Source organism: Bacillus sp. AP8, assembly GCF_000321185.1.
GTDB classification, from domain to species: Bacteria; Bacillota; Bacilli; order Bacillales; family DSM-1321; genus Bacillus_AD; species Bacillus_AD massilioanorexius.
Genome location: NZ_CAPG01000027.1, coordinates 381,503 through 408,463 on the forward strand (window position 1 = coordinate 381,503; position 26,961 = coordinate 408,463).

Annotated in this window: 34 protein-coding genes; 32 read left to right on the top strand and 2 right to left on the bottom strand. The window is 39.3% G+C overall.

Annotated features, from left to right (window positions below):
• Positions 1–62 precede the first annotated feature (62 nt).
• The 24 genes from BN349_RS06655 (at position 63) to BN349_RS24810 (ending at position 16,567) form a co-directional block, all read left to right on the top strand.
• A complete protein-coding gene (locus BN349_RS06655) occupies positions 63–671 on the top strand; it encodes a hypothetical protein (RefSeq protein ID WP_019241506.1) in 609 nt (202 codons plus the stop codon).
• Positions 672–733: 62 nt separating this feature from the next.
• On the top strand, positions 734–1,546 hold the full coding sequence (locus BN349_RS06660; protein ID WP_019241507.1) for a N4-gp56 family major capsid protein: 813 nt from the start codon (positions 734–736) through the stop codon (positions 1,544–1,546).
• 140 nt (positions 1,547–1,686) lie between these two features.
• On the top strand, positions 1,687–2,070 hold the full coding sequence (locus tag BN349_RS06670; RefSeq protein ID WP_019241509.1) for a hypothetical protein: 384 nt from the start codon (positions 1,687–1,689) through the stop codon (positions 2,068–2,070).
• The gene (locus tag BN349_RS06675) at positions 2,070–2,387 is read left to right on the top strand and encodes a hypothetical protein (RefSeq protein ID WP_019241510.1); all 318 of its coding nucleotides are present in this window, start codon (positions 2,070–2,072) and stop codon (positions 2,385–2,387) included. Before BN349_RS06670 ends, BN349_RS06675 begins: the two co-directional genes overlap by 1 nt.
• A 13-nt stretch (positions 2,388–2,400) precedes the next feature.
• Positions 2,401–2,808, top strand: a complete 408-nt coding sequence (locus tag BN349_RS06680) for a hypothetical protein (RefSeq protein ID WP_019241511.1) — start codon at positions 2,401–2,403, stop codon at positions 2,806–2,808.
• Position 2,809: 1 nt separating this feature from the next.
• Entirely contained in the window at positions 2,810–3,256 is a 447-nt protein-coding gene (locus tag BN349_RS06685) for a hypothetical protein (RefSeq protein WP_019241512.1), read from the top strand.
• A gap of 16 nt (positions 3,257–3,272) precedes the next feature.
• Positions 3,273–4,322 carry a phage tail sheath subtilisin-like domain-containing protein gene (locus BN349_RS06690; RefSeq protein WP_019241513.1) on the top strand — a complete coding sequence of 350 codons (1,050 nt, stop codon included), beginning with the start codon at positions 3,273–3,275 and terminating at the stop codon, positions 4,320–4,322.
• Positions 4,323–4,340: 18 nt separating this feature from the next.
• A complete protein-coding gene (locus tag BN349_RS06695; RefSeq protein WP_019241514.1) occupies positions 4,341–4,778 on the top strand; it encodes a phage tail tube protein in 438 nt (145 codons plus the stop codon).
• 65 nt (positions 4,779–4,843) lie between these two features.
• Complete coding sequence (locus BN349_RS06700) at positions 4,844–5,209, top strand: phage tail assembly chaperone (RefSeq protein WP_019241515.1); 366 nt, start codon at positions 4,844–4,846, stop codon at positions 5,207–5,209.
• Positions 5,210–5,772: 563 nt separating this feature from the next.
• Entirely contained in the window at positions 5,773–7,125 is a 1,353-nt protein-coding gene (locus BN349_RS06705) for a hypothetical protein (RefSeq protein WP_232423523.1), read from the top strand.
• Positions 7,125–7,793 (top strand): LysM peptidoglycan-binding domain-containing protein, encoded by a 669-nt coding sequence (locus BN349_RS06710; RefSeq protein ID WP_019241517.1) that lies wholly within the window; start codon positions 7,125–7,127, stop codon positions 7,791–7,793. The genes BN349_RS06705 and BN349_RS06710 overlap by 1 nt, the downstream gene beginning before the upstream one ends.
• Entirely contained in the window at positions 7,790–9,217 is a 1,428-nt protein-coding gene (locus BN349_RS23520) for a C40 family peptidase (protein ID WP_019241518.1), read from the top strand. Before BN349_RS06710 ends, BN349_RS23520 begins: the two co-directional genes overlap by 4 nt.
• A 1-nt stretch (position 9,218) precedes the next feature.
• Positions 9,219–9,503 (top strand): DUF2577 family protein, encoded by a 285-nt coding sequence (locus tag BN349_RS06720; protein WP_019241519.1) that lies wholly within the window; start codon positions 9,219–9,221, stop codon positions 9,501–9,503.
• Positions 9,503–9,928, top strand: coding sequence for a DUF2634 domain-containing protein (locus tag BN349_RS06725; protein ID WP_019241520.1), 426 nt, complete (start codon positions 9,503–9,505; stop codon positions 9,926–9,928). The genes BN349_RS06720 and BN349_RS06725 overlap by 1 nt, the downstream gene beginning before the upstream one ends.
• Positions 9,918–10,976, top strand: a complete 1,059-nt coding sequence (locus BN349_RS06730; protein ID WP_019241521.1) for a baseplate J/gp47 family protein — start codon at positions 9,918–9,920, stop codon at positions 10,974–10,976. Before BN349_RS06725 ends, BN349_RS06730 begins: the two co-directional genes overlap by 11 nt.
• Entirely contained in the window at positions 10,973–11,542 is a 570-nt protein-coding gene (locus BN349_RS06735; protein ID WP_019241522.1) for a putative phage tail protein, read from the top strand. The genes BN349_RS06730 and BN349_RS06735 overlap by 4 nt, the downstream gene beginning before the upstream one ends.
• Before the next feature lie 68 nt (positions 11,543–11,610).
• Positions 11,611–12,087, top strand: a complete 477-nt coding sequence (locus tag BN349_RS24805) for a hypothetical protein (protein ID WP_157381021.1) — start codon at positions 11,611–11,613, stop codon at positions 12,085–12,087.
• A gap of 17 nt (positions 12,088–12,104) precedes the next feature.
• Positions 12,105–14,063 carry a hypothetical protein gene (locus BN349_RS06745; protein ID WP_019241524.1) on the top strand — a complete coding sequence of 653 codons (1,959 nt, stop codon included), beginning with the start codon at positions 12,105–12,107 and terminating at the stop codon, positions 14,061–14,063.
• 11 nt (positions 14,064–14,074) lie between these two features.
• The gene (locus BN349_RS06750) at positions 14,075–14,365 is read left to right on the top strand and encodes a hypothetical protein (protein WP_019241525.1); all 291 of its coding nucleotides are present in this window, start codon (positions 14,075–14,077) and stop codon (positions 14,363–14,365) included.
• 162 nt (positions 14,366–14,527) lie between these two features.
• Positions 14,528–14,659: a hypothetical protein gene (locus BN349_RS26615; protein WP_019241527.1), complete on the top strand. Its 132-nt coding sequence runs from the start codon at positions 14,528–14,530 to the stop codon at positions 14,657–14,659.
• A 56-nt stretch (positions 14,660–14,715) separates the two neighbouring features.
• Positions 14,716–15,006, top strand: a complete 291-nt coding sequence (locus tag BN349_RS23530; RefSeq protein ID WP_019241528.1) for a hypothetical protein — start codon at positions 14,716–14,718, stop codon at positions 15,004–15,006.
• A 6-nt stretch (positions 15,007–15,012) separates the two neighbouring features.
• Positions 15,013–15,291, top strand: coding sequence for a phage holin (locus BN349_RS06770; RefSeq protein ID WP_019241529.1), 279 nt, complete (start codon positions 15,013–15,015; stop codon positions 15,289–15,291).
• On the top strand, positions 15,291–16,028 hold the full coding sequence (locus BN349_RS23535; protein ID WP_019241530.1) for a peptidoglycan recognition protein family protein: 738 nt from the start codon (positions 15,291–15,293) through the stop codon (positions 16,026–16,028). The genes BN349_RS06770 and BN349_RS23535 overlap by 1 nt, the downstream gene beginning before the upstream one ends.
• 125 nt (positions 16,029–16,153) lie before the next feature.
• Entirely contained in the window at positions 16,154–16,567 is a 414-nt protein-coding gene (locus BN349_RS24810) for a hypothetical protein (protein ID WP_019241531.1), read from the top strand.
• A 212-nt stretch (positions 16,568–16,779) separates the two neighbouring features.
• Here BN349_RS24810 and BN349_RS06785 read toward each other — a convergent pair whose 3' ends face one another.
• Positions 16,780–17,838 carry a DUF3900 domain-containing protein gene (locus BN349_RS06785; protein ID WP_019241532.1) on the bottom strand — a complete coding sequence of 353 codons (1,059 nt, stop codon included), beginning with the start codon at positions 17,836–17,838 and terminating at the stop codon, positions 16,780–16,782.
• Positions 17,839–17,974: 136 nt separating this feature from the next.
• On the opposite strand from BN349_RS06785, the gene BN349_RS06790 reads away from it, so the two are divergent.
• The 4 genes from BN349_RS06790 (at position 17,975) to BN349_RS06805 (ending at position 21,454) form a co-directional block, all read left to right on the top strand.
• Positions 17,975–18,511, top strand: coding sequence for an HD domain-containing protein (locus BN349_RS06790; RefSeq protein ID WP_019241533.1), 537 nt, complete (start codon positions 17,975–17,977; stop codon positions 18,509–18,511).
• Between the two features lie 16 nt (positions 18,512–18,527).
• Positions 18,528–19,793 carry an AAA family ATPase gene (locus BN349_RS06795; protein ID WP_019241534.1) on the top strand — a complete coding sequence of 422 codons (1,266 nt, stop codon included), beginning with the start codon at positions 18,528–18,530 and terminating at the stop codon, positions 19,791–19,793.
• A gap of 435 nt (positions 19,794–20,228) precedes the next feature.
• Positions 20,229–20,708 carry a ribonuclease E activity regulator RraA gene (gene rraA, locus BN349_RS06800; RefSeq protein ID WP_019241535.1) on the top strand — a complete coding sequence of 160 codons (480 nt, stop codon included), beginning with the start codon at positions 20,229–20,231 and terminating at the stop codon, positions 20,706–20,708.
• 104 nt (positions 20,709–20,812) lie between these two features.
• Positions 20,813–21,454 (top strand): uracil-DNA glycosylase, encoded by a 642-nt coding sequence (locus BN349_RS06805; protein WP_019241536.1) that lies wholly within the window; start codon positions 20,813–20,815, stop codon positions 21,452–21,454.
• A gap of 186 nt (positions 21,455–21,640) precedes the next feature.
• On the opposite strand, the gene BN349_RS06810 is transcribed toward BN349_RS06805, so the two are convergent.
• The gene (locus BN349_RS06810) at positions 21,641–22,267 is read right to left on the bottom strand and encodes an FMN-dependent NADH-azoreductase (protein WP_019241537.1); all 627 of its coding nucleotides are present in this window, start codon (positions 22,265–22,267) and stop codon (positions 21,641–21,643) included.
• Positions 22,268–22,526: 259 nt separating this feature from the next.
• Here BN349_RS06810 and BN349_RS06815 point away from each other — a divergent pair, with 259 nt between their 5' ends.
• From BN349_RS06815 to recQ, 4 genes are all read left to right on the top strand, one after another.
• On the top strand, positions 22,527–22,973 hold the full coding sequence (locus tag BN349_RS06815; RefSeq protein WP_019241538.1) for a MarR family winged helix-turn-helix transcriptional regulator: 447 nt from the start codon (positions 22,527–22,529) through the stop codon (positions 22,971–22,973).
• A gap of 87 nt (positions 22,974–23,060) precedes the next feature.
• Positions 23,061–23,744: an MOSC domain-containing protein gene (locus BN349_RS06820; protein WP_019241539.1), complete on the top strand. Its 684-nt coding sequence runs from the start codon at positions 23,061–23,063 to the stop codon at positions 23,742–23,744.
• 36 nt (positions 23,745–23,780) lie between these two features.
• Complete coding sequence (locus BN349_RS06825) at positions 23,781–24,698, top strand: MBL fold metallo-hydrolase (RefSeq protein WP_026089210.1); 918 nt, start codon at positions 23,781–23,783, stop codon at positions 24,696–24,698.
• A gap of 53 nt (positions 24,699–24,751) precedes the next feature.
• Complete coding sequence (recQ, locus tag BN349_RS06830; protein WP_019241541.1) at positions 24,752–26,884, top strand: DNA helicase RecQ; 2,133 nt, start codon at positions 24,752–24,754, stop codon at positions 26,882–26,884.
• Positions 26,885–26,961 lie beyond the last annotated feature (77 nt).

Consider the following 26,961-nt stretch of genomic DNA (forward strand, 5'->3'; position numbering starts at 1 on the left):
GAACGTCAATAAAAGTCGCAAAATTCGAGGCGTAGCTCGTAAAACACGAAGGAGGAACAATAGTGAATAAAAACAATCTATTAAAATTAAATTTACAATATTTTGCCGAAGGTGATGGCGCTGATAATTCGTCAGACGTGACGGAAAACACGGATAACGCGGCGCAAGGTGATAACGAGAACACACAATCGGAACATATGATTCCGAAAAGTAGATTCGACGAGATTAACACGCGATATAAAGAAGTGCAAGCGAAACTCGATGAATTTACGCAAGCTCAAAAGGCGGCAGAAACAAAAGCGCAAGAAGAAGCGGGTGAGTTTAAGGGGTTATATGAAACAATGAAACTAACTCATGATTCACTCGAATTACGCAATAAGGAGCTTGAGGCTGTTGTTGGTGATATGTTGTCAACGAAATTAGCGGGTATTCCGAAAGAACTTCATGAATTAATCCCTGACAATCTTTCAACTGAAGGTAAACTGAGTTGGATTACGAAAGCTGAAACAAAAGGATTATTTGGGAAGAAAGAACAAAAGCCCGTCGGTTCGCAGACTAATGGAAATCCAACTATAGGTATTACAAAAGAACAATTCCAAGCTATGACTTACCGAGAAAGAGATGAAATATTTAGAACTAACCTCGAACTATATAAAAGATTAAGCAAATAGGTATTGTCCTACTTGCTTTTTTTAATTTCTAAAACTATTAAAAACAAGGAGTGTTTATATTTATGGCACAAACAAAATTAGCGAACTTAGTAAACCCACAAGTAATGGCGGACATGATTTCTGCTGGATTACCAAGCAAGATTAAATTCTCACCTATCGCGCGTATCGATACTACTTTATCAGGTCAAGCGGGTGACACAATCACAATCCCTAAATATGCATACATTGGAGACGCTGAAGATTTAACAGAAGGTGTTGCTATGGGCACTGTTGTTCTATCTACTTCTACACAAACAGCTACAATCAAACAAGCTGGTAAAGCTGTTGAGGTTACAGATAAAGCGGCTTTAGCAGGGTATGGCGATCCTATCGGAGAAGCAAAACGTCAATTAGAAGATTCAATCGCGTCAAAAGTAGATGCGGATTGTGTAACAGCTTTAAAAGCAGCAACATTATCACATGATGCTTCAAGCGCTGTAATTTCGTATAACTCAATTGTCGACGCAGTTGATAAGTTTGAAGAAGAGGACGATGAGCAAAAAATCCTATTTATTCACCCACTACAAAAAGGCACACTTCGCAAAGATCCTAACTTTATCGATAATGTACCGAATGCGTATATGACGGGCGTTGTTGGTGAAATCGCTGGATGTCAGGTATTTGCTTCTAAAAAAGTACCTAAAGAGGATGTAGGAGGAACTTACACAAACTTTATTGTTAAACCTGGTGCTCTAGCAATCTATCTTAAACGTGATGTTGAGGTAGAATCTGACCGAGATATTCTAGCTAAATCAACTGTAATCTCAGCAGATGAGTTTTACGTTGCAGCGATCGAAGACGATTCAAAAGTAGTTAAATTTACTACTAAAGCCTAATATGTGAGGTGATAAATATGCTACTTAGACGACACAGAAAGCCTAATGAAAAAGTAGTTTCAGAGAAAGTTCAGAAAGCGGAGGTAAAGCCGAAAAGGGTGCCGGCTAAGAAAACCTCCACGAAATAAGGAGGAAATTTTATGGCGGTAACTATTTCGGATGCAGACGTATATATTGCGCAAAATGTCATTGATATTGACGATTGGGCGGACGCTGAAGAAGCGAAGAAGCAACGAATTTTAACAGCAGCAAGCACGACACTTTCACGCAAATATAAAGATTACGAGATACCGGACGCAGCCGTGTACGAGTTTGCGCCGGTGCTCGCTATTGTATTCAGCGATACTTATAAGATGCAACGTTATGGCGTTAATAGTTTTTCTGTTAAAGGGATTTCGTTCTCATTCGCAGGTGATAGCGCTGAATTAGAACAACTCATTCCGAAAACTGCCGTCGATTTAATCAGCGAGCTAAACGGAATAGACTTGACGCCTAAACGACGCGTCGGAAGGTCGGTGAGATAATGGCGCTCTTACCTTTAAAACAAACGATAACAATTAAGCGTGAAGGCGAGTTAGACGAGTGGGGCGAAAGTACAGGCAGCAGTACCTCTACGCTAAAATGTCGTGTCGACGAATCGTCTAAAGTCGTTCAAAATTCTCTCGGCAATGAGGTAGTTGCGGGCATGGAAATAACGCTTAATAAACTCGCTGACATTAAATACGGCGACCAAATCGAATATACAAACGAGCTCGGCGTCACTATTTTGCGCGAGCCTATTCGTATTGAAGTTGTTCGCATGATTAATGGTAAGCCCGTTTTGACGACGGTTTATGCGTGAGGGGGACTAAGCAGTGGCGAAATCATTCGAATTAGATATGAGTCGTTTTGAGTCAGCGTTAAGGCAAACGCCAGAAGCTATGTCAAAAGGCGTTAGGCAGGCGATGGACGACATTAAAGACGATTGGGTTAAAGAAGCACGCGATTTAGCTCCTTTGAAAAGTAGAAATTTACGCGACCAAATTAGCGGTGATGTAGAAGGCAATGGCTCAGAAACTAAGGTTATCGTGACAGCTAATGCAAGACAAGGCGGGTTTAACTACGGTTATTATATACATGAGTTAGACGCAGGCGGTAATCAGTTGCGGTTAAAAGGCGCAGAAAAGAAATTCTTAGATAAGGCGGCGGATAATTCCGAACAAAAGTGGCAGCAATGGTTGGATGAAGAAGTCGAAGAAGCGTTAAAGAAAGCGGGGTGGTAGTTTGGCGGATATTAAGAATGAAATTGAAAGCGTGCGTGAATTTCTTCACGCCATTTTTCCCACCGTTTCTTTCAAGCTTCAAAACATACCTGAGCAATACGCAAAGAACACGCTAACCATAGATTTTGTTACAAGTAAGAGCGCTACTGAAACAAACGCAAGTTATCGACTTGACCACACGATTCAACTCGTTTATTTCAGCGATAGTTCTCTCGATTGTATAACGAAGATGGCGCAAATAGAACACAAGATAAATGATGAGCAACTAATACAGATTAGAGGAACGAGTCGGTACTTACGTATCGGCTCTTTTTCATGGTCTAAACCATTCAAGACTGATACAACGGGCGTTTTCGCAGTCATCGGAATGTTAGAAGTCTCGTTACGTGAAATGCGGACACAAGAAGTTTACGAAAAAATACAAGCCGTTAATACGGATTTGAAATAGGAAGGGTGATGAATGAATGGCGATCAACCAATGGGACCCAACTAGCTTACCAGACCGACCGGGTTTATACACGAACTTTACTAGAGCAGCCATTACGCAGATTAGCGGCGGAGCTCGCGGTGTAGTTGCTATTCCGTTGAAAACATATACAAGCGGTACAGCAGAAGCTAAAAAGTTTTATACCGTTGAAAAGGAAGGCGAAGCTATAGAGCTTTTCGGCTCAGCTAATATTACATCAATTAAATTAGCGTTGGCAGGGGGCGCAAAAGAAGTGCTCGTTTATACGTTGCCTAGCACACCGGCGGTAGATGATTATGTGGAAATGCGCGAATCTTTTGAAACGCGCCCGTTCAACGTATTTGTCTACGACGGCGAAATTAGTACAACAGAGCAAGATAATACATTAACGTGGGTGACTAGCAATAGAGCTGAGAAAAAACATTTCTTATTTGTAACCGGCGGTTCTGCGGCAAATGATGCGGATGTTACAGCGGGTAATGCTCGTTCTACTTCGCTAAAGGACGATTACGTTGTAAATCTTATCGTCGGCGGAGAGCGTAATGGGGTTACGTATTCAAGCGGTCAGTATGCGGCATATATCGCAGGATTAATCGCAGCAACTCCTATTAATAAGTCCGTTACTTACACGTCGGTACAACTCGACGATGTGAATAAAAGACTTAGAAATAGTGAAGTTACTTCGGCGCTAAAAGCCGGATCATTAGTGCTTGTGAATGATGGCGAGAAAGTAATCATCGAGCAAGGATTGACAACATCGGGCGATAAGATTCGAAAAGTTCGCGCAAGACAAGCGGTTGCTACGGATATTGAAAAAACAGCACGCACACACTACATCGGCAAAATTGACAACAGTGAAGACGGACGAATTGCTCTAATGAGCGCAATCAAAGTGTACTTAGAGACACTCGAAGATAACAACGTGCTTACAGACATATTTGTTGCGCTCGATTCTGAAAATGCATCGACTGGCGATAAAGTATTTCTATCGATTGCGTATACCGAGATTGATAGTATGGAACGTATTTTCTTAACAATTTATGTTTAATAGGACGGTGAAATAAAGATGGCATTAGATGCAACTCGCGTTATTAATGGAACGTATGGGACAGTGTGGCATGAAGGAAATTGGATTATGAATGTTAAGTCAGCAGAGGCGATAGTCGAGATTAATAAAGAAGAAATACAACGCTCAGGCACACGTTGGGTAGGACATAAGGTTACTAGTCTAACCGGAACGGGTTCAATTTCGATGTATAAAGTTACTTCGGAATTTGTTCAGTTAATCGGCTCAATCGCTGACGATGACGGCAAGCCATATGTAACAGAGTTAATATTTAAACTCGCAGACCCCGAGTCGTTCGGAGCAGAGCGCATTCGTTTGAAGGGCGTACAATTTGATCAGATTCCGTTAGGGAAGTTCGAAATCAACTCTATTGTTGAAGACGAGCTTCCTTTTACATTTAGCGGATATGAATTACTAGACAAGATTGAACGAGCTTAATAATAGCGGGCGCCTTCGGGTTGCTCGCTTTTAAATTTGAAAATTAACCGAGAGGATGATTATAGATGGACGCATTACAAGCCTTTTTAACAGCAGAAATATCAGTTACGAAAGAGGTTCCAATTGATCGTTTAGGCGTTTCATTAGTTATTAAAGCGCTAGACGGTGAAGAGATTGAGCAGTTATCGAAACAAGCATCATTCGGTAACACGCTGGATGAGCATAAATTTAGCGCAATGGCTATCGCTAAAGCTTGCGAAAATCTTGATTTCAACAATCCGGAACTATTGAAAAAGCACGGAGTATCTACGGTTGAGGATTGCGTAAACAAAGCGTTGCTTGCCGGCGAGATAGCGCAATTACAAAAGACAATCATGGATATTAGCGGATTTAAAGACATTAACAAGCAAGTTCTAGAAGCAAAAAACTAATTAAGGCGGGCGGTGAAGCTTCGATATTACACGCAATATTTCAGCGCCACCACATACCGCCAGATGAGATATATCAAAAAGAACTACGACACCGTGCTTTTATGTACGCGTCAATGGAGTACCAAATGGAACTCGAAGAGAAAGAACGTAAAAAGCAAGAGAGGAGGTAGGTGTGATTGGCTTACAATTTAGCGGCAGAATTACGAATCAATACGAGCAACTTTGTTAAAGGTATGCGAAGCGCTGCGAATCAAACAAAGGCTATGACAGATGATATAAAAACCGCAGATAAACAAACGTCAAGTCTTGCATCTTCACTAAAAACACTTGGTGGCGCAGTTGTTGGTTATTTTACATTTGACGCAATTAAAAACTTAAGCGTCAGCATGGTAGAGTCTGCGGCAACAGCTCAAGCGGTAAGCGCGCAATTCAACCAGGTATTTGGTTCGATGGAAAGTGATGCGCAGAAACTCGTTGATTCACTCGGAAAAGATTTCGGAATGGTGCCAAATCGTATTAAACCTTCTGTTGCGCAAATGACATCCATGTTTAAAGGGCTCGGCATGGACACTAAGACCGCAATGTCGAAGGCGAAAGAAGCTGTTACTTTAACAGCAGACGCAGCGGCATTCTACGATAAAAGCTATGAAGATGCCAGCAGCTCCTTAAATTCCTTTATTAAAGGTAACTATGAAGGCGGCGAGTCAATCGGCTTATTCGCTAACGAAACACAATTAGCGTCCTGGGCTTCTAAAAACTTAGGCGCAGATTGGAAGAAGCTTGACGAGGCAGGCAAGCAAGTGGCTCGTTTAGAGTACGCTAAGGCTATGCAGAAAATGGCAGGAGCAACCGGGCAAGCAAAGCGAGAATCGAATTCGTACGAGAATCAACTCGGCAACTTAAAGCAATCTTGGACTGATTTAAAAGCAAAGTTAGCGACGCCTATTTTGACGCCGGTAATTAACGGTTTAAAATCGATGGCTGATTGGCTAAGTAAAATAGATACAGATGCGGTTATCGCTAAAGTATCAGCTTTTGGTTCGTACATGCGAGATACATTTGCGCCGGTATTCAACGATTCAAAAATCGCTGTTGAAGGTATTTGGACGGCATTCCAAAACGTCGGGGGAGTCGCGCTAGCTAAGGATCTATTTGACGGAGTGAAAACGGGATTAGCTTGGATTAAAGACAATTCTTCTCTTGTTGTCGCAGGTGTGGTAGGTATTACAGGAGCATTAGTGGCATTTAAGATAATTTCAAGCGTAAGTGCGGCGATAAGTTTCTTTAACGGTCTTATGGTTGCATACCGAACTGGAACATTATTAGCGAAGTTAGCTACTTATGGGTTAAACACGGCTTTGTTAGCTAATCCATTTACATGGGTTGCGGTGGCAATCGGATTACTAATTGCTGCAGGCGTTCTATTGTATAAGAATTGGGACAAAGTGAAAGTGAAAGCGGGCGAATTGTGGAGTAAGGTGAAAGAAGTATTCGGCGGTATATATGATTGGGCTGTACAGAAAATTCAACCCGTCACTGACTATTTTAAAGGATTGTACGATAAATTCGTAGCATTCAAAAACGCCATTACTAGCTTTAAGCCGCCTGCATGGGTATCTAAAATCGGGGGCGCTATTAGCGGTGCTGTTAGTAAAGTAAGCGGATTTATTGACGGATCACATGCTGGCGGACTGTCTCACGTTCCAAAGAACAATTACGTAGCTCGTTTGCATAAAGGTGAACGCGTACTTACACCCGAGGAAAACAAAGAATACCGCCAAGGAAACGCCGGAGGCAACTCGTATCAATTCGGCAATATTATCATTCAAGGCACCGGCTACACGGAACAAGACGCGGATAGATTACTAGATGCAATCGCAAGAAGAATCGAATTAGCCGGAGGTGCAGGCGCATAATGTCAACAGTCGAATATTGGCTTACTAGAGGCGATGAAAAATTGCGCTTGCCCGTTAATCCTGAGGCGAACGCATATGAGTCGCCTTTTTCTTATGAGGATTTTGAAGTCGAGGGCTTAGGCGAAGTAACGAATATTAAGCGACGAGGCTTGCGCGAGTTTACGATAGAATCTTTTTTCCCTGCGACATATAATCCGGTCTATTGCGAATATAGCGACTTTCCTAGTCCGCAAGAGTGCGTTGATTTGCTCGAAAGTTGGCGAGATCGTCGAGTACCTTTCCGTTACATCGTTACGGGAGCGGGCGGAGTTAATCTGCGTGTAACCATTCGCGATATCAGTATCGAAGCTGAAAAGTTCGGAGAGATAGGCGACATTTATTACACGTTGTCACTTAAAGAATATCGCGATGTTGAAATCAAAACGGTTCAGACGGGCGCAAAGCCCAATACTAGTGGCGCAAAACGACCTTTGGCAAGCACGGGCACTAGTTCGGCGCAAAAGTCGTCTACTTATACGGTTAAGAAAGGCGATAGTTTATGGCTTATTGCGAAGAGATTCTATAGTAACGGCAGTAGTTGGCGCAAGATTTACGACGCGAATAAAAAGGTTGTAGGTAGCAATCCGAACAAGATTTATCCGGGACAAAAGCTGGTGATACCGAAATGAGCCTTAAAATTACGTTACATGCCGGTAATAAGACAACCGATATAACGCCGATTACAAGTAGTGTTTTATGGCGCGGTAATGTCGCTGAGTGCGGTAGGACTTGCGAGATTAGTCTGAAAAATACAATCAATAGCGAAACAAAACTAGTTAGCGGAATTGAAAACGGGCTAGAAATTCGTTGCCACAAGAACAGCAAGGAGTTTTTTAGAGGCGTTATCTTTACTTACGACATCGCAAATGACGGCTCGATGAAACTGTCTGTCCGAGACTATAACGCTTATCTAACTAAGAATAGCGATTCGAAAGTATTTCGCAAAAAGAAAGCATCACAGATTGTGCAGGAATTATGTAAACAGTACGGAATTGCAGTCGGAAAAATTGACGATACGGGCTACGTTTTACCTAAGTTAATTTTACGTGACAAAACTCTATACGACATGATAACCATTGCGCTTACAGAGACTCGAAAGAAAACCGGCAAGATATTTCTATTAGACAACGAACTAGGCAAGCTAACTTTGCGAGAATATAAGAAACAAGCTGTCGAACTTATTATCGCTGATAAATACAACTTGCTTAGCGCCAATTATTCGGAGTCAATCGAAGATTTGCGAAATAGTATTCGAATCACGGGAAAAAGTGGAGAAGATGCGAAGGGTGTAACGGTATCTGATTCAGCAACAATTAAAAAATACGGACGTATGCAAGAAAAACAACATGAAAGCGAGAAGTCAGACGCAGAGCTAAAACCGATTGCACAAGCGCTGCTTAAAGAACTTAATAGCGTTAAAAAGGAATCGAATGTGGACGCGATTGGCGATACTTCGGTTCGCTCAGGTCGTGTAGTGAGAGTATACGAAGCTATGACGGGGCTTAAGGCGGGCTATTACGTGTCAGCTGACGATCATAGTTTTGAAGTTAATGGTACGCATAGAATGTCGCTTACATTGTCGCGTTCACTCGACGTTGCCGAAATGAAGTACGAAGAGCCTAGCGAAAATAGTTCCGGCAGTAATAGTAGTGGTAGTAAATCGGCATCCGGTAATAGTAAAGCGGACAAGGTAGTTAGCCTAGCACGTTCTTATAAAGGTAAGCTTACGTACAGCTTCGGCAACACGAACATTCCGAAAGGAGTGGGCGATTGCTCAGGCTTCACGAAATTTATCTATCAGCAAGCAGCCGGCATTAATATCGGAAGCGGAACTATATCGCAAGTAACAAAAGGAACGAAAGTGTCTACGGCTGATGCGCAAGCCGGCGACCTTGTACTTTTTCAAGGAACCTATCGTAAAGGTGTTTCGCATGTTGGCATAGTTACTCGTAAAGGCTACTGCGTAAGTCTAGCGAATAGTGGCTGTAAAGAGCACAGCTATACAAGCGGATATTGGGGCGGTCATTTTATGCAAGTAAGGAGGGTGTTATAACGTGCAAAAACGTTTAGAAATCGAAGGTTCCGGCGCTGCGAAAATGATTCAACTATTTCGTATTCACGGTCACAATCGCGACATAACTATCGAAACTGCAACCGTGGTAACGCCACTTCCTAAATTATCGCTGAGGTTGTCTGACGGAGTTGTATTAGAACGTGACGATCTTATTGTTGCCGAACGACTAACAAAAGATGTGACGCTAAAAGCTGGCGACAAAGTTATTCTAATTGGCAACGAAATTACTCAGTTCTATTACGCAATAGATAAGGCGGTGATTTAATGGCGCTAACGCCCGAGAATACTAGCTTAATAGACGAAGAGTCCGTTAACGCGGAAGATACAATTCAGCCGTCGAAAACGTGGTTGATTGATTTCGAAAATAAGCGCATTGGCAGTTTTATCGATAATGAGCGAGCCGTGCGTCAGTATATACAAAAGGCGCTATTAACGGCACGTAACAAGTTTGCAGTTTATACAGAAGATTACGGGAATGAATTGTACGATTTAATAGGCGCCGATGTGACGGACGCCTTTTTGAATGCAGAAATACCGCGAATGGTTTACGAAGCAATAGCGTATGACGACCGAATAGAAGACGCAAAAGTCACCTATGAACGCAAAAATGACAAGCTGTTCATTACGGTCAATGTAACGCTAGTGAGCGGAGGAACCTTAACGGAGGGGGTGGAGCTAAATGGCGTATGAATCTAAAACGCCGGACGCATTGCACGAAGATATGTTGGCGAGCATTAACGATACTATTGATAAGCGCGAAGGTTCGGTGGCGCATGACTTAACATACCCGACAGCAATCGAGCTCGGCAACGCATACGTTGAGTTAGACGTGGCGCTGAGTATGGGATTCGTCGATACGAGCGAGGGCGTGTATTTAGAGCGAATATGCTTACCGTTCGGTGTTACGCGCAAGCAAGCGCTAAAGGCAAAGGGTAACGTTACACTGACGGGACCAGCCGGAACAATTGTGCCGATTAATACGCGATTGCAAACGACAGCTAATGAGGCTGTCTTTTTTATTACGCCGGAAGCTGTCACTTTGACGGACGGCACGGCGACTGTTAGCGCGGAAGCTGAGCTAGGTGGCGCTCAAGGTAACGTCGGTATTGGCGAAATTAATGCACTAGCGCCAGGTGATTTATACGGAATTGTGTCCGTAACAAATGCGACTGCTTTCGATGGCGGTGTTGACGTCGAGGACGATGAATCTTTACGAAAACGGCTTATTGATCGCGCGCAAAATCCTGCTACTTCGGGCAACGCAAATCATTATCGCCAATGGGCGCTTGAGATTGCCGGAGTTGGCGACGCTAAGGTTAAGCCGATTTGGAACGGCGCTGGAACGGTTAAAGTAATTCTACTAGACACGGAAAAGACAGCGCCAACGCAACCGATTATTGACAGCGTTACGGCGCACATAACCGAGCAAAAGCCTATCGGCGCTAATGTTACAGTGGTTGGCGCAAGCGAGGTCGGTATTAACGTAACCGCAACACTTACGCTAGAAGAAGGAGCGCAAACGGAGTCAATTACTTCGGAGTTCAAAGTAGCGCTGACGGGCTATTTAAAGAATATAGCTTTCGCCGACTCTACCGTTCGGTATGCGAAAATTGCTAGTTTACTAATCGACGTTGCCGGGGTGCTTGATTACGCAAACTTAAAAGTAAATGGCGCTACAAATAACGTACCTATTACCGATGAGCAAGTGGCTATTGCCGGGACGGTGACATTTACATGAGCGAATATAAACGCGACATAAGAACATCTATGCGATATTATGTGCCTCGTTATTATGACGATGTGCGCGAAGTTGAAGGAATGTTTGACGCTGAGGCGAAGGCTATTAAGCAATTAAACGATGATATTGCGGATATGTTGGCGCAATACTCAATCGAAACGGCAACGTGGGGTTTGGCGTATTGGGAACGATTGGTTGGCATGCCGACTGACGTTAGTAAGCCGGTTGACCAACGTCGCTCGGTTGTTCGGTCAAAGCTACGCGGAGTTGGTACGGTAACAGTCGGGCTTATTAAAAACGTAGCTGAGTCGTATAACAATGGCGAAGTTGAGGTCATCGAGCAGAGCGCGGACTATACGATAATGATTAAATTCGTTAGTAATTACGGAGTACCTCCTAATTTAGCGGACATTCAGAACGCGTTGCGCGAGATTATACCGGCACACTTAGCGTTAAATTTCGAATTCAAGTTCGTTTTATACTCGAAAATAAAGCAAGATTACGCAAGCTATGGAGCGCTTAAAGCTACTAATAAAACTTATTCGCAAATACTTAACGAAGTGTAGGAGGCGAGAGAATGGCGACAACAAAACTAGGATTGCCGACAATTAGCGATAATATGAGCGCTGACGTTGTGCGTGACATGAATGCACTGGCTGAGGCGGTTGATAGTAAAGTAGCATCTAGCGCTGAGTTACAGTCGGCAGGCAATGCAATTCAAGGTCAAATCACTACATTATCGCAAGAAGTTACGACACATAAGGCTGATTATCTGTCGCACACAGGTTACGCAAATGTTACAGGTTCAGCAAACGCGTATATCGCTACATTATCACCAGCACTCTCAGCATATGCCGAAGGTGTTTCTTTACGTGTGAAAATAAACGTTGATAATACAGGAGCAGCAACCCTTAACGTTAATGGATTAGGTGTTAAAGCAATTAAGAAGGCGAATGGATCAGACGTCAATGCAGGACAGCTTAAAGCTAATGGAGTTTACACTCTTTCATACAACGGAACGGCTTTTATCTTACAGGGTGAAGGGAGTGAGTTAAGTGATGCGGAAATGACAAACATAATTAACGCAGTCAACGGCATTTTAGGAGCTTAGAAAGGACGGTGAAATAAATGCCTGTAATAAATGATGCAACAGTAATCAATAGCCCATATCAAACACTAGCGAGCGCTAGACCGCAACTATTGAGTAATGGATGGATAATCATACCCTTGATAGATACAGCAAATAACGCAATTAAAATTTATGTAACTAAGGATAATTTTGCTACAACACCGACATTATTAACACAGTATGCTGTTGGTTCTGGTGGTGTTTCTGGACTATCTGTAGCTAGTAAAGGAACAAAGGTATACCTTCTTTACGGATATGCAACAGCAAGTATTTACACTTCGTGGTTTGATGTGACAACGGTAGGTGCAACATTTGGGGTAAATAAGGACATGGAAGCGTCGGCTCAAATGGGATTAAGCGGAGTTTCCATAGCCATCAATGAAACTGGTACAGAATTACACGCAGCGTGGAGTAGTAAAAACAGCACATATCCAAACAGTTTCAATATTCGCTATGCTAAAGGAATAATTAATAGTGATGGTACGGTTGTTTGGGGTACTGTTGAACAAGTGACTAAGATAAATAACACAACTTTTCAATTCGTTAATCCATCTATTATTCTTGATAAGAATGGGATACCCGTCACTTTCTACGAGAGTCAAGGTGGAGGATTGTCTGGGACATCAACGAATGGATATTTAGGAATTTTCGCTATAAAACGAAACACTGAATTAACTAATGGTAATACAAATGTAGATGTGAATTGGTCATATAGTCGAGTATCGCCAGCCGACACATATGCTCAAAATTCACCTTCAGCAATATTCGTTCCAAAAAACATTAACGGGCTAGCTAATGGGCGAATTTGGGTGGCGTGGCATGGTTTTGATGCTGAAGCTCAAACAACCACGAATATTAGATATTCTTATTCAGATGATGGCGGTATGAGTTGGGTAACAGCGATAAAGATGACAACAGGTGTAACTCCTTATCATTCACAATTCGTGAGTATCACAGCTAATAAAAATAATAAAATATTCTTCGTGTTTAATTACGGTAATAACGTGATTACTTATGATGTTTGTATGATAACGATAGATGGAAGTACAACAAGTAGTATGTCCGTTTTAAAAGACACTACGTCAACATCTATCTTTACGTACCCTTCTACATTATTCGATTTATCCGTAAATTTCTCAAGTCCGTTATTTATCTACAAAGACACAGCAAAAGTCGGCTTCTACGGTTCGTGGACGGTAACGAATATTACACCAGCTCAAGGAGCAATTGGCGCGAAAACTGACCGTACTAATCTACTAAACTATGCGATTACGACGGATGGAACAATGTCGACGATTACTGAAAAAGTAAACGGTGTAGTAATCGGAACGAAAACTGCAACAAGTGGTCAGTCGTTAACATTATCGCTAACACAGGCACAATGGGACGTGGTTAAATACGGTAAATATGCTGATGCAGCAGGCGGATTGAATACGATTGAAATATCGATGGGTAGCGACAAATGGACGTATACCTTTGATAAGAGGCTGGCAAGTGACGCGAAGTTACCCGAAATTGTTAAGGCTGATGTAGATTCTAACGATACTTATTTACCTAGTGTTAAAAGCAAATTGATAACATCTGCAAATAGTAAAGGTGCTAATATTACTGCTGGATCGAGTTTCGATGCGATTGAACAAGGTATTAAAAATATTCCTTTAGGTAAGAAGTGGGCTAGTGGTAAATACAAACCGAATACAGGAGACCAATTCATAAGAGTAAGTGGTTTATCATTTAAACCAAGCGTAATAATTTGGTTTAATGGCACTTATGCCGGCATTTGGACAACATCAAGTAATTTTAATCAAAATAGATATTTAGCTTATGCTTACTATTCTGATCCTAACGGAAGCGTAAGTGGAGTAGGTACGTCTAAAAATAATGCTACTGTAACTAATGAAAATTTCACCGTTTATGTAGGTGTTACTGACGAATTAAATTGGATAGCTTATGAATAGGAGGAAAAATAATGACTAAAACATTGATTGTTCACGATAATGCAGGCTTTATTTTATCTGTACGCAGCGGAGAACCAGCACCAAAAGAACCGATTGGAGTACCTTTTTTATGGGCTGACATTCCAGAAGGCAAGCAATTGAAAATTACGGATGGTATTGGTGTAGATGTTTCGGTTACGCCACACCAAGCTATTTTAGAAGTTATACCACCTTCAGAAATCGAACAATTACGTTTAGATATAGCTCAATCTAATATAGAGTTATTTGAAATGATGGCGGCTATGAATGGAGGTGGTGTATAGTGTTCAATCAAGATAGTAGGCTTGTGCAAGATTACGTATTACTTATTCAAAAAGGGTTAAAAACAATCGATGATGTCCTTGATTTCAGCAATTTAAAGGAAGTTGTTTCTAGTGTTCTCACTAACTAAATTATTATTAATAATAACAAAGGAGATGTTTTTTATGACATTTACTACAAATTCAAAAATCGCTCAATCGTATGCAATTTTAATTCTAGCAGGACAAATAGAATTTGAAAGAGTTCCAGACGTAGGAAATTTACGTGAAATCGTACAACAACTTATTACGGCTTAGGATTAGTAAACGCCACCCACGGCGTATTTTTTATGTCTTAAAATCGGAGGCGAAAGATGAATGAGGAGTTAATTCGCGACATTTACGAGCGAATGGGGCGCATGGAAGCGAAGCTTGACGACGTTCGGCAGATACGTGTTACCGCCGACAATGCTCAACGACTAGCCGAGCGTGCCATTCAGCTCACGGAAACGAACGCGCGCGACATTGAGCGCTTAGTTGAGCTCGACAGCGAACGCCAATCGCAAGCGCAAACGCATAAGCGATGGCTAGTAGGACTCGCGGTTTCAAGCGCACTATCAGCGCTTGGCATCGCGCTAACAATCTATAAAATAATCGGAGGTTGATGCGGAATGAAAATTAACTGGAAAGTTCGCGCAAATAACGTGCAATTCTTGGCGCAAGTATTCCTAGCAATCGCAGTGCCAATCGGAGCTTACTTCGGCATTAGTGGCGCCGACATGACGACTTGGGGCACGCTGTACGGCGTTGTACTCAGCGCGCTAAAAAATCCTTACGTAGTTGCGATGATTGCAGTCAGCGTCTACAATGCGCTTATTGACCCGACGACTCCGGGCATTGGCGACAGTAAGAAGTCACTAAGTTACCGCAAGCCTGGCGGTGATGCCTAATGGCGCAACTTTGGGCTGACAAATATGTTCGAGTTAACAAGTATACGCGACCTGGCACTAAGCTAGGCGCGGTCAAGAAAATCGTCTTACATTGGACGGCTAATCCTGGCGCAAGTGCTTATAACCATTTTCGCTATTTTGACGGCACGGCAATCGAACAAAAACGCTCAGCCTCGGCGCACATCTTCGTTGATCGCGCGGAGGCTTACTGCATTGTGCCGTTAAATGAAGTAGCTTACCACGCCAACGACGGTTCATATCGCGGAGTGCCAGCGCTTAAGCCAAACGCTAACTTGTGCTCGCTTGGAGTGGAAATGTGCGTGGAAAAGGACGGCACCATTCACGTTGATACAATCGCACGTACAGCGAAAATAGTGGCGGAACTTTGCCGTAAATATAAGCTTGATGCCGACGACATTGTGCGCCATTACGACATAACGCATAAGTCGTGCCCGACGCCGTGGGTGCGCAAGCCTGCGGACTTTGAGGCGTTCAAAAAGCTAGTTGGCGCATTATTGAAGGGCGGAACTATTTCGTCTAAAGAAGAGGAGGAGAAAACACACATGTTCAATCCGAGTTCGAATACCTTAAAAAACGAAGTTGTTACTTTAATAGAAGAAGCGCATAAAAAAGGCATTATTTCCAGCAACGATTGGGTGTCGAAAGCTAAGAGCGGTAAGTTGCCGTTAGATGATGCGGTGGCACTCGTCGCTGCAGTTTATAATCGCAGTAAATAATTTTCACGAAGGGCGTGCAGAATTATGAAACCTTTTGCGCGTCCTTGCGTACATATAAACGAAACCTTATTGGAAATGATACGTATAAATGGTATAATTATCATAAAAAGGTCGGTGTTGTTTAGATGGGATTCTTTAAGAGTATTTTCGCCAAAGGTGAATGGACTAGAACTCGAATCAACGTAGAAGTAATCGCAGGACATCCGCAAGGGGCTCGCTATGTGAATATTTGCAACGGCGACAATAGTGGAGAGGTCTTGATTGAAGTTGCGCCTGGTAATAGATTAGCGTACATTCTTGACGATATCGAATGGGAAGAACAATCAACTCGTAGTGGTGGTAAAGCCGCAATAGGTGCTATTGCAGGAACCGTCGTTGCTGGTCCGTTAGGAACTATCGCAGGTGCTGCGGTTGGCGGACGGAAAAGAGATAAATCAAAGGCTTTTGTCTACTTAATCAATCCGGAAAATAATGAAGAGGTTACTTTACATATACGTTGCGATGAAACTACATATCGCCAAATAACCTTATTAAAGTAACTTTGGTATGCCGCGATCCTAACCGGTCGTGGCTTTTTTTTTGCGCAAAATAAAAAGCGGTCACGAAGACCGCAAGGAAGCCTACTATAATACCAATAATTCGTGCGGTCACGCGGTCACGTTCCGGTCACAAGCGGTCACATTCGCGGTCACAAAATCGTGTGACTTTCGCCGTTTTTGCCGTGACTACACCAAATTATTTTCGTAAATTGTTAGATATTTTTATTTTGTATTCTTTTAATTACTTCGTCCAACTCATCAGGCTTCAAAAACTCAATCGGACTAGCCGTTTTCTCAAACATAATCGTATCAGATTCAATAATCGTTACATACTTGCCGTTCAACTTGGCTACGTGTACCGATTCTCCAAAATCCGATAACATGCCGTTTACACCAATATGGTCAAGTTTCATGCGTAGTTCTAAATCAGGTGTAATTTCAACCATAGAGGCAGTAGCTTCAACGATTTGATGAGTCTCTAATTGTTCTTTCAATTCTCGTTTATCACTAACACTCCAAATTTCCATCTCTTGCTCAAATTGCTTGAACTCTTCACTTTCATCTTCTAAGGATTCCATGATGGTTTCTGTCACCATTTCCATGACCTGAGCTTTCATAATTTCCGGCATTGGCTCATTATAATCCACATATTTCAAGAAATCCTCAAAATAACGAGCATGTGAGGATTGATGGATTTTTAGCTCGCCTTCCTCGACCATGCCTTCTTCGGGCATGTGAGGGTACATGATTGATTTCATGTTTTTCGTTGTTATGGCCATTTCTACAGTACGAATCATTGTTTTTTCATCTGAAATGGAGGCAACTTTTGGTTCGAAATCACATTTCAAAATAAAAAGAAATGGTTCATCAAAGTATTTATTTAGTTTTGCTGATGCTACAATAAATACACCCCCGCGAACACTGCTCGTATCTGCGTACAATTGTACAAATTTTTCTGCGTGTTCATGGAAGTCTTCCTTTGTCTCAGAAAAACATGCTTTATTAAATAATACAAAGTTTGGATTAGAAGAAAGTTCATGACCTTCTTCAACTACGAAGTAGCCTAACTTAGTTGGCACGTTTTCTGCTTTAGGATGACGTTCAACATTTCTTTTAGCAATCTTTTTTAGTTCTCCCCCTAAGAAGTCATGTAACGTACTTTGTTCGAATTCTTCTTTATCTAATGTTTGATAATGTCTAATCATTTTGTTACCATCGTCACCCTCGACCTGGATCACGTAAAATGAAAGAAATAGTATTCCAAAATCCATCTGTATTCACCTATATTCTTTAATATCCTTATTGAAGTATAGTAAGAAAGCGAGATATTAGTCAATAAAGTGTTCATAAATAAGAAATATATTATAATTGAATAAGAAAGAAATATTTTAGAAAGTGGTGATTGTTATGAAAAAATATGATCAAGCACTTGCATTTGCAACGAAGGCTCATAATGGACAAACCCGAAAAAATTCTTCGCAACCATATATTGAACATCCCATTCGAGTAGCAGGGATCTTAAAGGATGCTCATTTTCGCGAAGAAGTGGTAATCGCTGCTCTTCTTCATGATGTGGTAGAGGATTGCCCAGTAACGATTGAAGAAATTAAAGAGACGTTTGGAAAAGATGTTGCAACCATTGTTGCATATCATACAGAAAATAAAGCCTTATCTTGGGAAGAACGTAAGCAACATACCATTGAAGTTGTTCAAACTGCTCCATTGGAAGTAAAAGCATTAATCGTTGCTGATAAATTAGATAATTTGCAATCTTTAATACAGCAATATGATAAGTTAGGAGAGAAGGTTTGGACTGCATTTAAACGTGGTAAAAAAGAACAAGCTTGGTATAATAAGTCTGTAGTTGAAGCGATAAAGGATATCGAAGATGCACCTGAATTTTTTAAGGTCTATCAAAAGCTAGTAGAACAATTTTTTAATTAGAAAAGGAATTGAATAAATGAAAAGTATTATTAAGTTTTCACAAAATGAACGTAATCAAATGCCAATGTTTTATGATTATGCTAGTGCAATTCATTCAGTAAAAAGTTATTTATCAGAGGAAACAGGAGAAGATTTTCGTATATATTCAGACTATGAAACAACCAATGAGATTTGGGAAGTGTTAGAAGAAGATTTGGAGTTTAAAAGTAAATCGGTTCAATTATTAACACCAATCTATGATTGCGTAGAAACCTCTCTTATTTCCTCAAATCATAATGATAAAATGCTAGAATTTATCATTAAACCAAGTATTTTAAATAATCTATTCTACTATCCAGAATTTAAAGTTGGATTGGCGAAAATGCCTATTTATAAAAGTCATGATGATTTGGATAAAGAATGTATTTTTGCGCCGAGCGATGAGCATATGGAATCTTTTTTGCAATATATTTTGAAAAGAAAAAGAGAATATATAAAAGATTATGTAACTGTTTTTGTTGATCAAGATGGTGACGTACAAACAGAAAAAGAAAAAATTACGAATCTAGTAAATCGTGAGGATGTTTTTTTAGAAGAAGATATGAAGAAGCAAATCTATCGCTCTATTGATGAGTTTTTTAATCATAATGGAAATTTCTTCAAAAAATATAATATTCCTTATAAGCGTGGAATTTTATTATATGGTGATCCTGGAAATGGAAAAACAACTTTGGTAAAATCTATTGCCAATAGTATTTCCGCACCTGTCGCTTATTGGCAAATTACAGAATATACATCTAGCTATTCTATTAATGAAGTTTTTTCTTCGGTAGCAAAGATGGCTCCTATGGTATTAATTATCGAGGATATTGATTCAATGCCTGAGGAAGTCCGATCCTTTTTCTTGAACACATTAGATGGTGCGACTTCTAAAGAAGGAATTTTCTTAATTGGAACAACCAATTACCCTGAAAGAATTGATCCAGCATTAATTAATCGATCAGGTCGTTTTGATCGTGCTTATGAAATACCAATGCCGACAAATGAAATGCGTTTCAATTATCTTGTTAGAAAAAAATTGGATGACATTCTTAATCTTGATGAGATTCAATTAGTTGCTAATCATACAGATGGCTTTTCATTTGCAGATTTAAATGAGGTATACAATTCTTTAGCTTTACAATGGCATTACGAGAAAGCCGTTGATGTTCAGAAAATTTGTAAGGAATTAAAAAGTGATAATGAAAAAGCAAACTCTCACTCTTGGAAATCAGAAAAAAAACGAATGGGTTTTAATTTTTAAGTAAAAGGCTGTTTTCATTTTAAAGCAGTTTTTTCTTTTGGCTCTATTTGCTTATAGGCTGAGTTGAGTACCGCTCCAGGATGCTCGCTTTCCGCGGGGCGGTCGGGTCTCCTCGGCACATAGTGCCTGTGGGGTCTCACCTGTACCGCTACTCCCGCAGGAGTCTCGCACCTTACGCTCCAATCGATCTTTTTATACGGATTTTATTTAGTGAAAGTATTACATAACAACAATCTTTTAGAAAATGTCCTTTCTTTTACTATAAATAGCAAGTTGAACGGAAAACGATAAAAGTTAAATCAATTCATAGAAAAGTTGAACGATAAATCACTAAACTTGAATCGATTATACATAAATTAGCAGAAATAAAGTTTTTTAGTAGAAAAATTGCGCTCATAATTGTTAAAATATTCAATAAAAAGGGGTTGTGGTGAAATGACGTTTAAAACGGCGGATTTATGTGATGATTATAGTAAGGATTTAAAGATATGCGAAATGATATTTCAATCATATGGTGGAAGAAGAAGCTTTTCTGGACCAATAGCAACAGTTCGGGTATTTGAAGATAATGTGCTCGTGAAAGAAGCCTTGCAAACTGTTCCAGAAGGAAGTGTCCTTGTAGTAGATGGCGCAGGTTCTAGAAAATGTGCGTTAATGGGAGATATGCTTGGAGAAATTGCCGTTGAACGAAAGCTCTCTGGAATAATTATTCATGGCTGTGTAAGGGATAGTGCAGAGCTATCCAAAATGAATATCGGGGTTTTAGCTATTGGAACGAATCCTTTAAAAAGTATAAAAAGGGGACAAGGGGATCGACACGTAGTCTTGACATTCGGTGGAATGGAATGGCGTCCTGGACATTTTGTCTATTGTGATGAAGATGGTGTCATTATATCTGAGAAGAGCCTGCTTTAGTTTTTTTAAGGCCGAATAAGAGGGTTATGCATTTGGGTTTTCTTGTGAATAATGAGTGTACACATTAAATGAATTCTAGCAAAGATTTTTCAAGGAGAATGAATATGCGAATTCCAGACTATTTAGCGGAAATAGGGAAAGAAAGAATGGAAGGATTCTCAGTAGAAGGCTTCGTTTTTGGTACAGGCCCAACATTTCCAAAGCTTATGTTAGTTGGAGAAGCTCCAGGAGAAACAGAAATTAATAATGGTATTCCATTTTCGGGCCGGGCTGGGAAAAAGCTAATGGAATTTCTAGAGAAAATAGGACTATCGAGAGAGGAAGTTTATATTACTAGCACAGTTCGAAGTCGTCCTTATATATGGAAAGAAAAAAAGGATAGACAAGGAAATGTTATTAGAAAAAAATATAATCGTCCACCAACAGTTGGTGAAATTATCGCACATGCTCCATTACTGGATTATGAATTACAGCATGTTCATGCACCTCTCATTGTTACATTAGGAAATGTTGGATTACGTAGAATCTTAGGAAGAAACATGAAAATAACAGAAGTTCATGGTCAATTGATCAACAGCCCGGTACTACACATCAATGAAGAAAATCATTTTATACAATCTAAGAAAGTATATACTGTTTTTCCAACCTTTCATCCAGCATCTGTTTTTTATAATCCGAAGCTTAGAGAAGCGATAGAGGAAGATCAAGAACGGTTACATAAATTCTTAAAACAAATAACAAATTAAAGTGTTTTCATTGCAAGCATTCGAAGTTTTGAGTCATTCACTAATTGGATAGACTAGCAATAGCTAAACTATAGCGGATGTTACCGTATTGAACTGGGTATATAAATGTAAAATAAAAAAAGGGTTCAACTATAAGTGTAGCTTAGTTGATACCCTTTTTTATAGGAATAAAAGTTTATTTATAGCTTAGAATTGCTCAGCAGCTAATTTAGCTTGAGAAATAGCTTCTGTAACAATTTCTTCTGCGCGGTCTGGATATTGATTGTGACCTTCTGCGATTACCATGATTTGATCAGTTATCCCAAATGAAAGCATTGTTTTTGAAACAAAATTTACTGCCATTTCTTCGCTAGCCATTTCATCAGTAGAGAAATCTCCACCTCTTGCATTTAAAATAGCTACTTTTTTACCTACTGCCAGACCAACAGGACCCTCTGCTGTATATTTGAAAGTTTTACCAGCTACATTTAAATAATCAAAATAAGTGTGTAATGGAGCAGGGACCGTTTTGTTCCATAATGGGAATCCAAATACGATTTTATCTGCTTCTAAAAACTGATCTAAATATTTATGTTGATTGTCATATGCTTGTTGTTCATCTTTTGTTAATTCCATTTTATTATTGTGTTTGAAATTACCCATGATGTTATTGTTATCATAGTATGGTAATGCTTCAGCATATAAATCTAGTTCTATGATTTCGTCGCTTGGATGGGTCTCTTTATAACGATCAATGAAAGCGTGATATAATTTAACGCTTACGGATTGTTCAATTGGACGATTGTTTGCTTTGATGAATAGTGTTTTTGCCATTAGTGCAAATCTCCTTTGTTGTATATATATTTTAATGTTAAAAGTTGTAATAGCAACAAAAAAATTATTGTCATTAATAGATAATGAATCCATACAAAATATTATTGTTGTTAATGCAACAAAATTAATCTTAATCTGAAAAGAATATAATTTCAAGAAATATGATTTATCCAATTTTATTGTGATAAATGCAAAAGATTGGTACGCTTATAAAAAGACTACAATGATATGACATTAAATCTCGATAGAAGGTGTAATTTTGCAACAGTGTAATGAGGAATCAATTGGACGATGGATTTCATTACTAAATAGATATAGTCATGTATATATGACTGAACAGTTAAAGCAATATGATATTGGGGCCGGCCAATATCAGTTTTTGATGGTGCTATTTAATAATGAAGGAGTATCACAAGATGATTTGTCTTGTCTTTTGAAAATGGACAAAGGAACAACTGCTAGAGCTATATCAAAACTAGAGGAAAACGGTTATATCGAAAGAAAAACTTTTAGTGTGAACAAACGCGTTAAGAAAATTTATTTAACGGAGAAAGCACATGCTTTTGAGCCTAAATTAAGAGAAATTACATTAAGTTGGTCAAATATTCTAACAAAAGATCTTACATGTGAGCAACAAAAATTAGCACTGAAACTTTTGACAAAGATGGCGTACAATGCTGAATGCTATATCGAAGACAATACTTAAGTTTTTATAATTAAAAAAGACAAGAAGTAAGGTTTTTGCCATAGATTTTTCATGATTTTCAATGTTATGAGAGGAGTTTTTCTTAACATGATGGAAATATTGTCAATTAATATTGGTCGACCTATGAAATTGGGCTACAGAGGCAAGGAGCTATATACCAGTCTCTTTAAATCGAGAGTCAATCGAGACATCTATTTAGGGAAAACAAATTTTGAAGGTGATTCACAGGCTGATTTAGTTCATCACGGTGGGGAAGATAAAGCTGTTTGTGTCTATAGCAATGAACACTATCCATATTGGGAGGAAAAGTTAAATAGACAATTAACTTATGGTGCCTTTGGAGAAAATTTAACTGTTAATGGAATGCTAGAAACAGATATTTGTATAGGGGATATAATGAGAGTTGGGGAAGCTATCGTTCAAGTAAGCCAACCTAGGCAACCTTGCTATAAGCTTGCTAGAAGATATAATATAGATGATTTGCCTGTTAAAATTCAGGAAACAGGCTATACTGGCTTCTATATGAGAGTGCTCCAGGAAGGGATTGTAACAACTTCTCCTGTCATTGAGATAATGGAAAAAGATCAAAATGGTATTACAATTGATTTTGCGAATCAAGTGATGCATCATGATAAAACGAATTTGAAAAAGATTGAAATGATTCTTAAGATAGATGCTCTTTCAAAAAGCTGGAGAGCAACATTTACAAAGCGACTAAATGGTATTGAAACGGATACGAAGGAAAGATTGCTTGGTAAGGATTCATTATAAAATCATGATTAAACAAATGATGTAATGGGTGAAAATATGATGAGAAAAAAATATACAAATTATGATAATGAAACGGCAGTTAGTTCCTTTTCAGATCTCAAGAAATGGCAGAATGAACGGAAATACAAGAAAAAAGATTTAACTGTTCAAATATCGCAAGCAGAAAAGAAAGAAGTCAAACGATTAATCGAAAACCGGAAAGAGTTTTCAATTACTTGGATTGGTCATTCGACATTTCTGATTCAAATGAATGGTATGAATATATTAACTGATCCAGTGTGGGCAAGAAGAATGGGCTTTGAAATAAGAGTGACTGAGCCAGGGATTTCACTAGATGATCTACCGGAAATTGATTATGTATTAATCTCGCATGGGCATTATGACCATTTAGATTTTGCGACGATACGGAAATTGAAAGGGGATATTACATTTTTAATTCCCGTTGGGCTGAAATCACTATTCAAAAGAAGAGGATATAAAAATGTAATTGAAGCAAATTGGTGGGAAAGCTTTTGTTGTGAAAAGGCAGTATTTACTTTTGTTCCAGCTAAACATTGGACTAGACGAACACTCATCGATACCAATCTTTCTCATTGGGGAGGATGGGTCATTGAATCAGCTGAACAAACGGTATATTTTGCTGGTGATTCGGGGTATTTCAGAGGATTTAAAGAAATTGGTGAGAGATTTGATATAACGCATACCCTGATGCCGATAGGAGCATACGAACCAGAATGGTTTATGAAAAATGCTCATATCAATCCAGAGGACGCCATTACAGCCTTTTTAGAAAGTAACGGACAAATCATGATTCCCATGCATTATGGGGCTTATCGTTTAGCAGATGACACGGGACCAGAAGCTCTTCAACGATTGCTAGTAGAATGGGAAAAAAGAAAGCTTCCGAATGAACAACTAATGGTGTTACAACTCGGTGAATCATTGTGGAGTTAAGAATTTCAGCGTGATAATATATTTAAAAGTAGAAGTAAAGCAGGTGTACCAGAATGTTACAAAAGGCTAAAGAAATATTGTCCACTTTCTTTGGATATGAATCATTTCGAGAAGGTCAAGGCTTGGTTATTGAACAAGTATTAAATCAAAAAGATACATTATGTATTATGCCAACTGGTGGGGGTAAATCTCTTTGTTACCAAATACCGGCTTTAGTTATGGAAGGTACAACGATTGTGATAACTCCACTTATTTCTTTAATGAAAGACCAAGTGGATACACTAAAGCAGCTAGGAATTTCAGCCACCTTTATTAATAGCACACTATCTACCACGGAAATAAATCAAATCATGGAGGAAATTAGCTATGGAGAGTATAAACTTGTCTATATTTCCCCAGAGCGGCTACAATCAGAAGACTTTTTACGTGTCATTCAACACATTGACATTCCCCTCGTTGCGATTGATGAAGCCCACTGTATTTCACAATGGGGACATGATTTTAGACCAAGTTATAAGCTAATATCTCCGTTTATTAAGGAAATGCCGAAAAAGCCAATCGTATTAGCGTTAACTGCGACCGCAACTCCTCAAGTTCAGGAAGATATTTATTGTTTTTTAAGAATTCCTGAAAGCAATAGAATAATGACTACCTTCAAGAGATCGAATCTTGCTTTCTCTATTGTGAAAGGTCAAGATCGAGATCAATATTTACTAGATTTTATCAATAATAATTTAGAAGAAACAGGTATTGTCTATGTGGCAACAAGAAAAAATGCAGAAAAGCTTCATCAGTTGTTGCAAAAACGAGGAATTAATGCTTCTCTCTATCATGGAGGCCTGAGCCCTGATGAAAGGGAGAAGGCACAAGAGTCCTTTTTACATGATGAAGTGAATGTAATGATAGCTACTAATGCTTTTGGAATGGGTATCGACAAATCAAATGTGAGATATGTCATTCATTATCAATTACCGAAAAATCTAGAAAGTTACTATCAAGAGGCAGGTCGTGCTGGTCGTGATGGTTTAGATAGTGAGTGCATTCTCTTATATAGTGCACAAGATATACAAGTGCAGAAATTTCTTATACAGCAAGGTACTTTGGATGATGAACGTATTCAAAATGACTATGAAAAGCTTCAGTATATGGTGGATTATTGTCATACAGAGCATTGTTTACAAACATTCATAGTTGAGTATTTTGGTGAAATAGTAAATGTTGATTGTGAAAGATGTAGCAATTGTTTGGATCAAAGAAGCAGTGTGGATGTAACGAGAGAAACCCAAATGGTTTTATCTTGTATGATACGTACAGGACAGAGATTTGGAAAAGTAATGATTGCTCAAGTATTAACAGGCTCACGTAACAAAAAGGTGCTGCAACTCGGTTTTGATCGTATTCCAACATATAATCTTATGTCGAAGAAAAGCAGTAAAGAAGTAAATCAATTTATAGATTATTTGATAGCTAATGACTATATAACGATTAAACAAGGTGAGTATCCTTATTTAATTGTCTCTCCAAAAGGTGTAGATGTATTGAAAAATGGTGAAAAGGTTTGGAAGAAAGAAGAGATGGTAGTGAAAACCGTTTCCAAACAGCATCCATTGTTTGAAAAGTTAAGGGCTGTACGTAAAGAAATTGCTGTTCAAGAAGGAGTACCTCCTTTCGTTATTTTCTCTGATGAAACATTGAAGGACATGTGTGTTAAAATGCCACAAACTATTGATTCGATGTTAGAGGTTAAAGGAATTGGAAAACTAAAACAAGAAAAGTTTGGAGATGCTTTCTTAAAGGTTATTCTAGAGTTAACAGAAGACAATCCGAATGAAAATCCGAATATGCATTCGGAGGATAACATTCTAGGAGATGCAAAAGCGGCGAAAGAAAAATCACATATGATTACCTATAAACTTTACGAAACAGGAAAATCATTGGAAGAAATTGCTGATATCCGTGAACTAGCATTAGCAACAGTAGAAAATCATTTTATTGCTTGCCATAATGAGGGATTAAAAGTGAACTGGATGGACTTTATACCGGCAGAGTATTATTCAATGATAGAGAATACAGTGAATCAAACAAATGTGGCAGAAATGGGATTGAAAGCGGTAAAAGAACAGTTACCAAATGAAATCACATATTTTATGATTCGATCATTTTTATTATCTAAATTTGATACCTAAGTCCATTTAATGTTTATCCATTGGTTGATATGTTAATATACTAATATGTTCACATATTTCAGACAAGTGGGGAATAC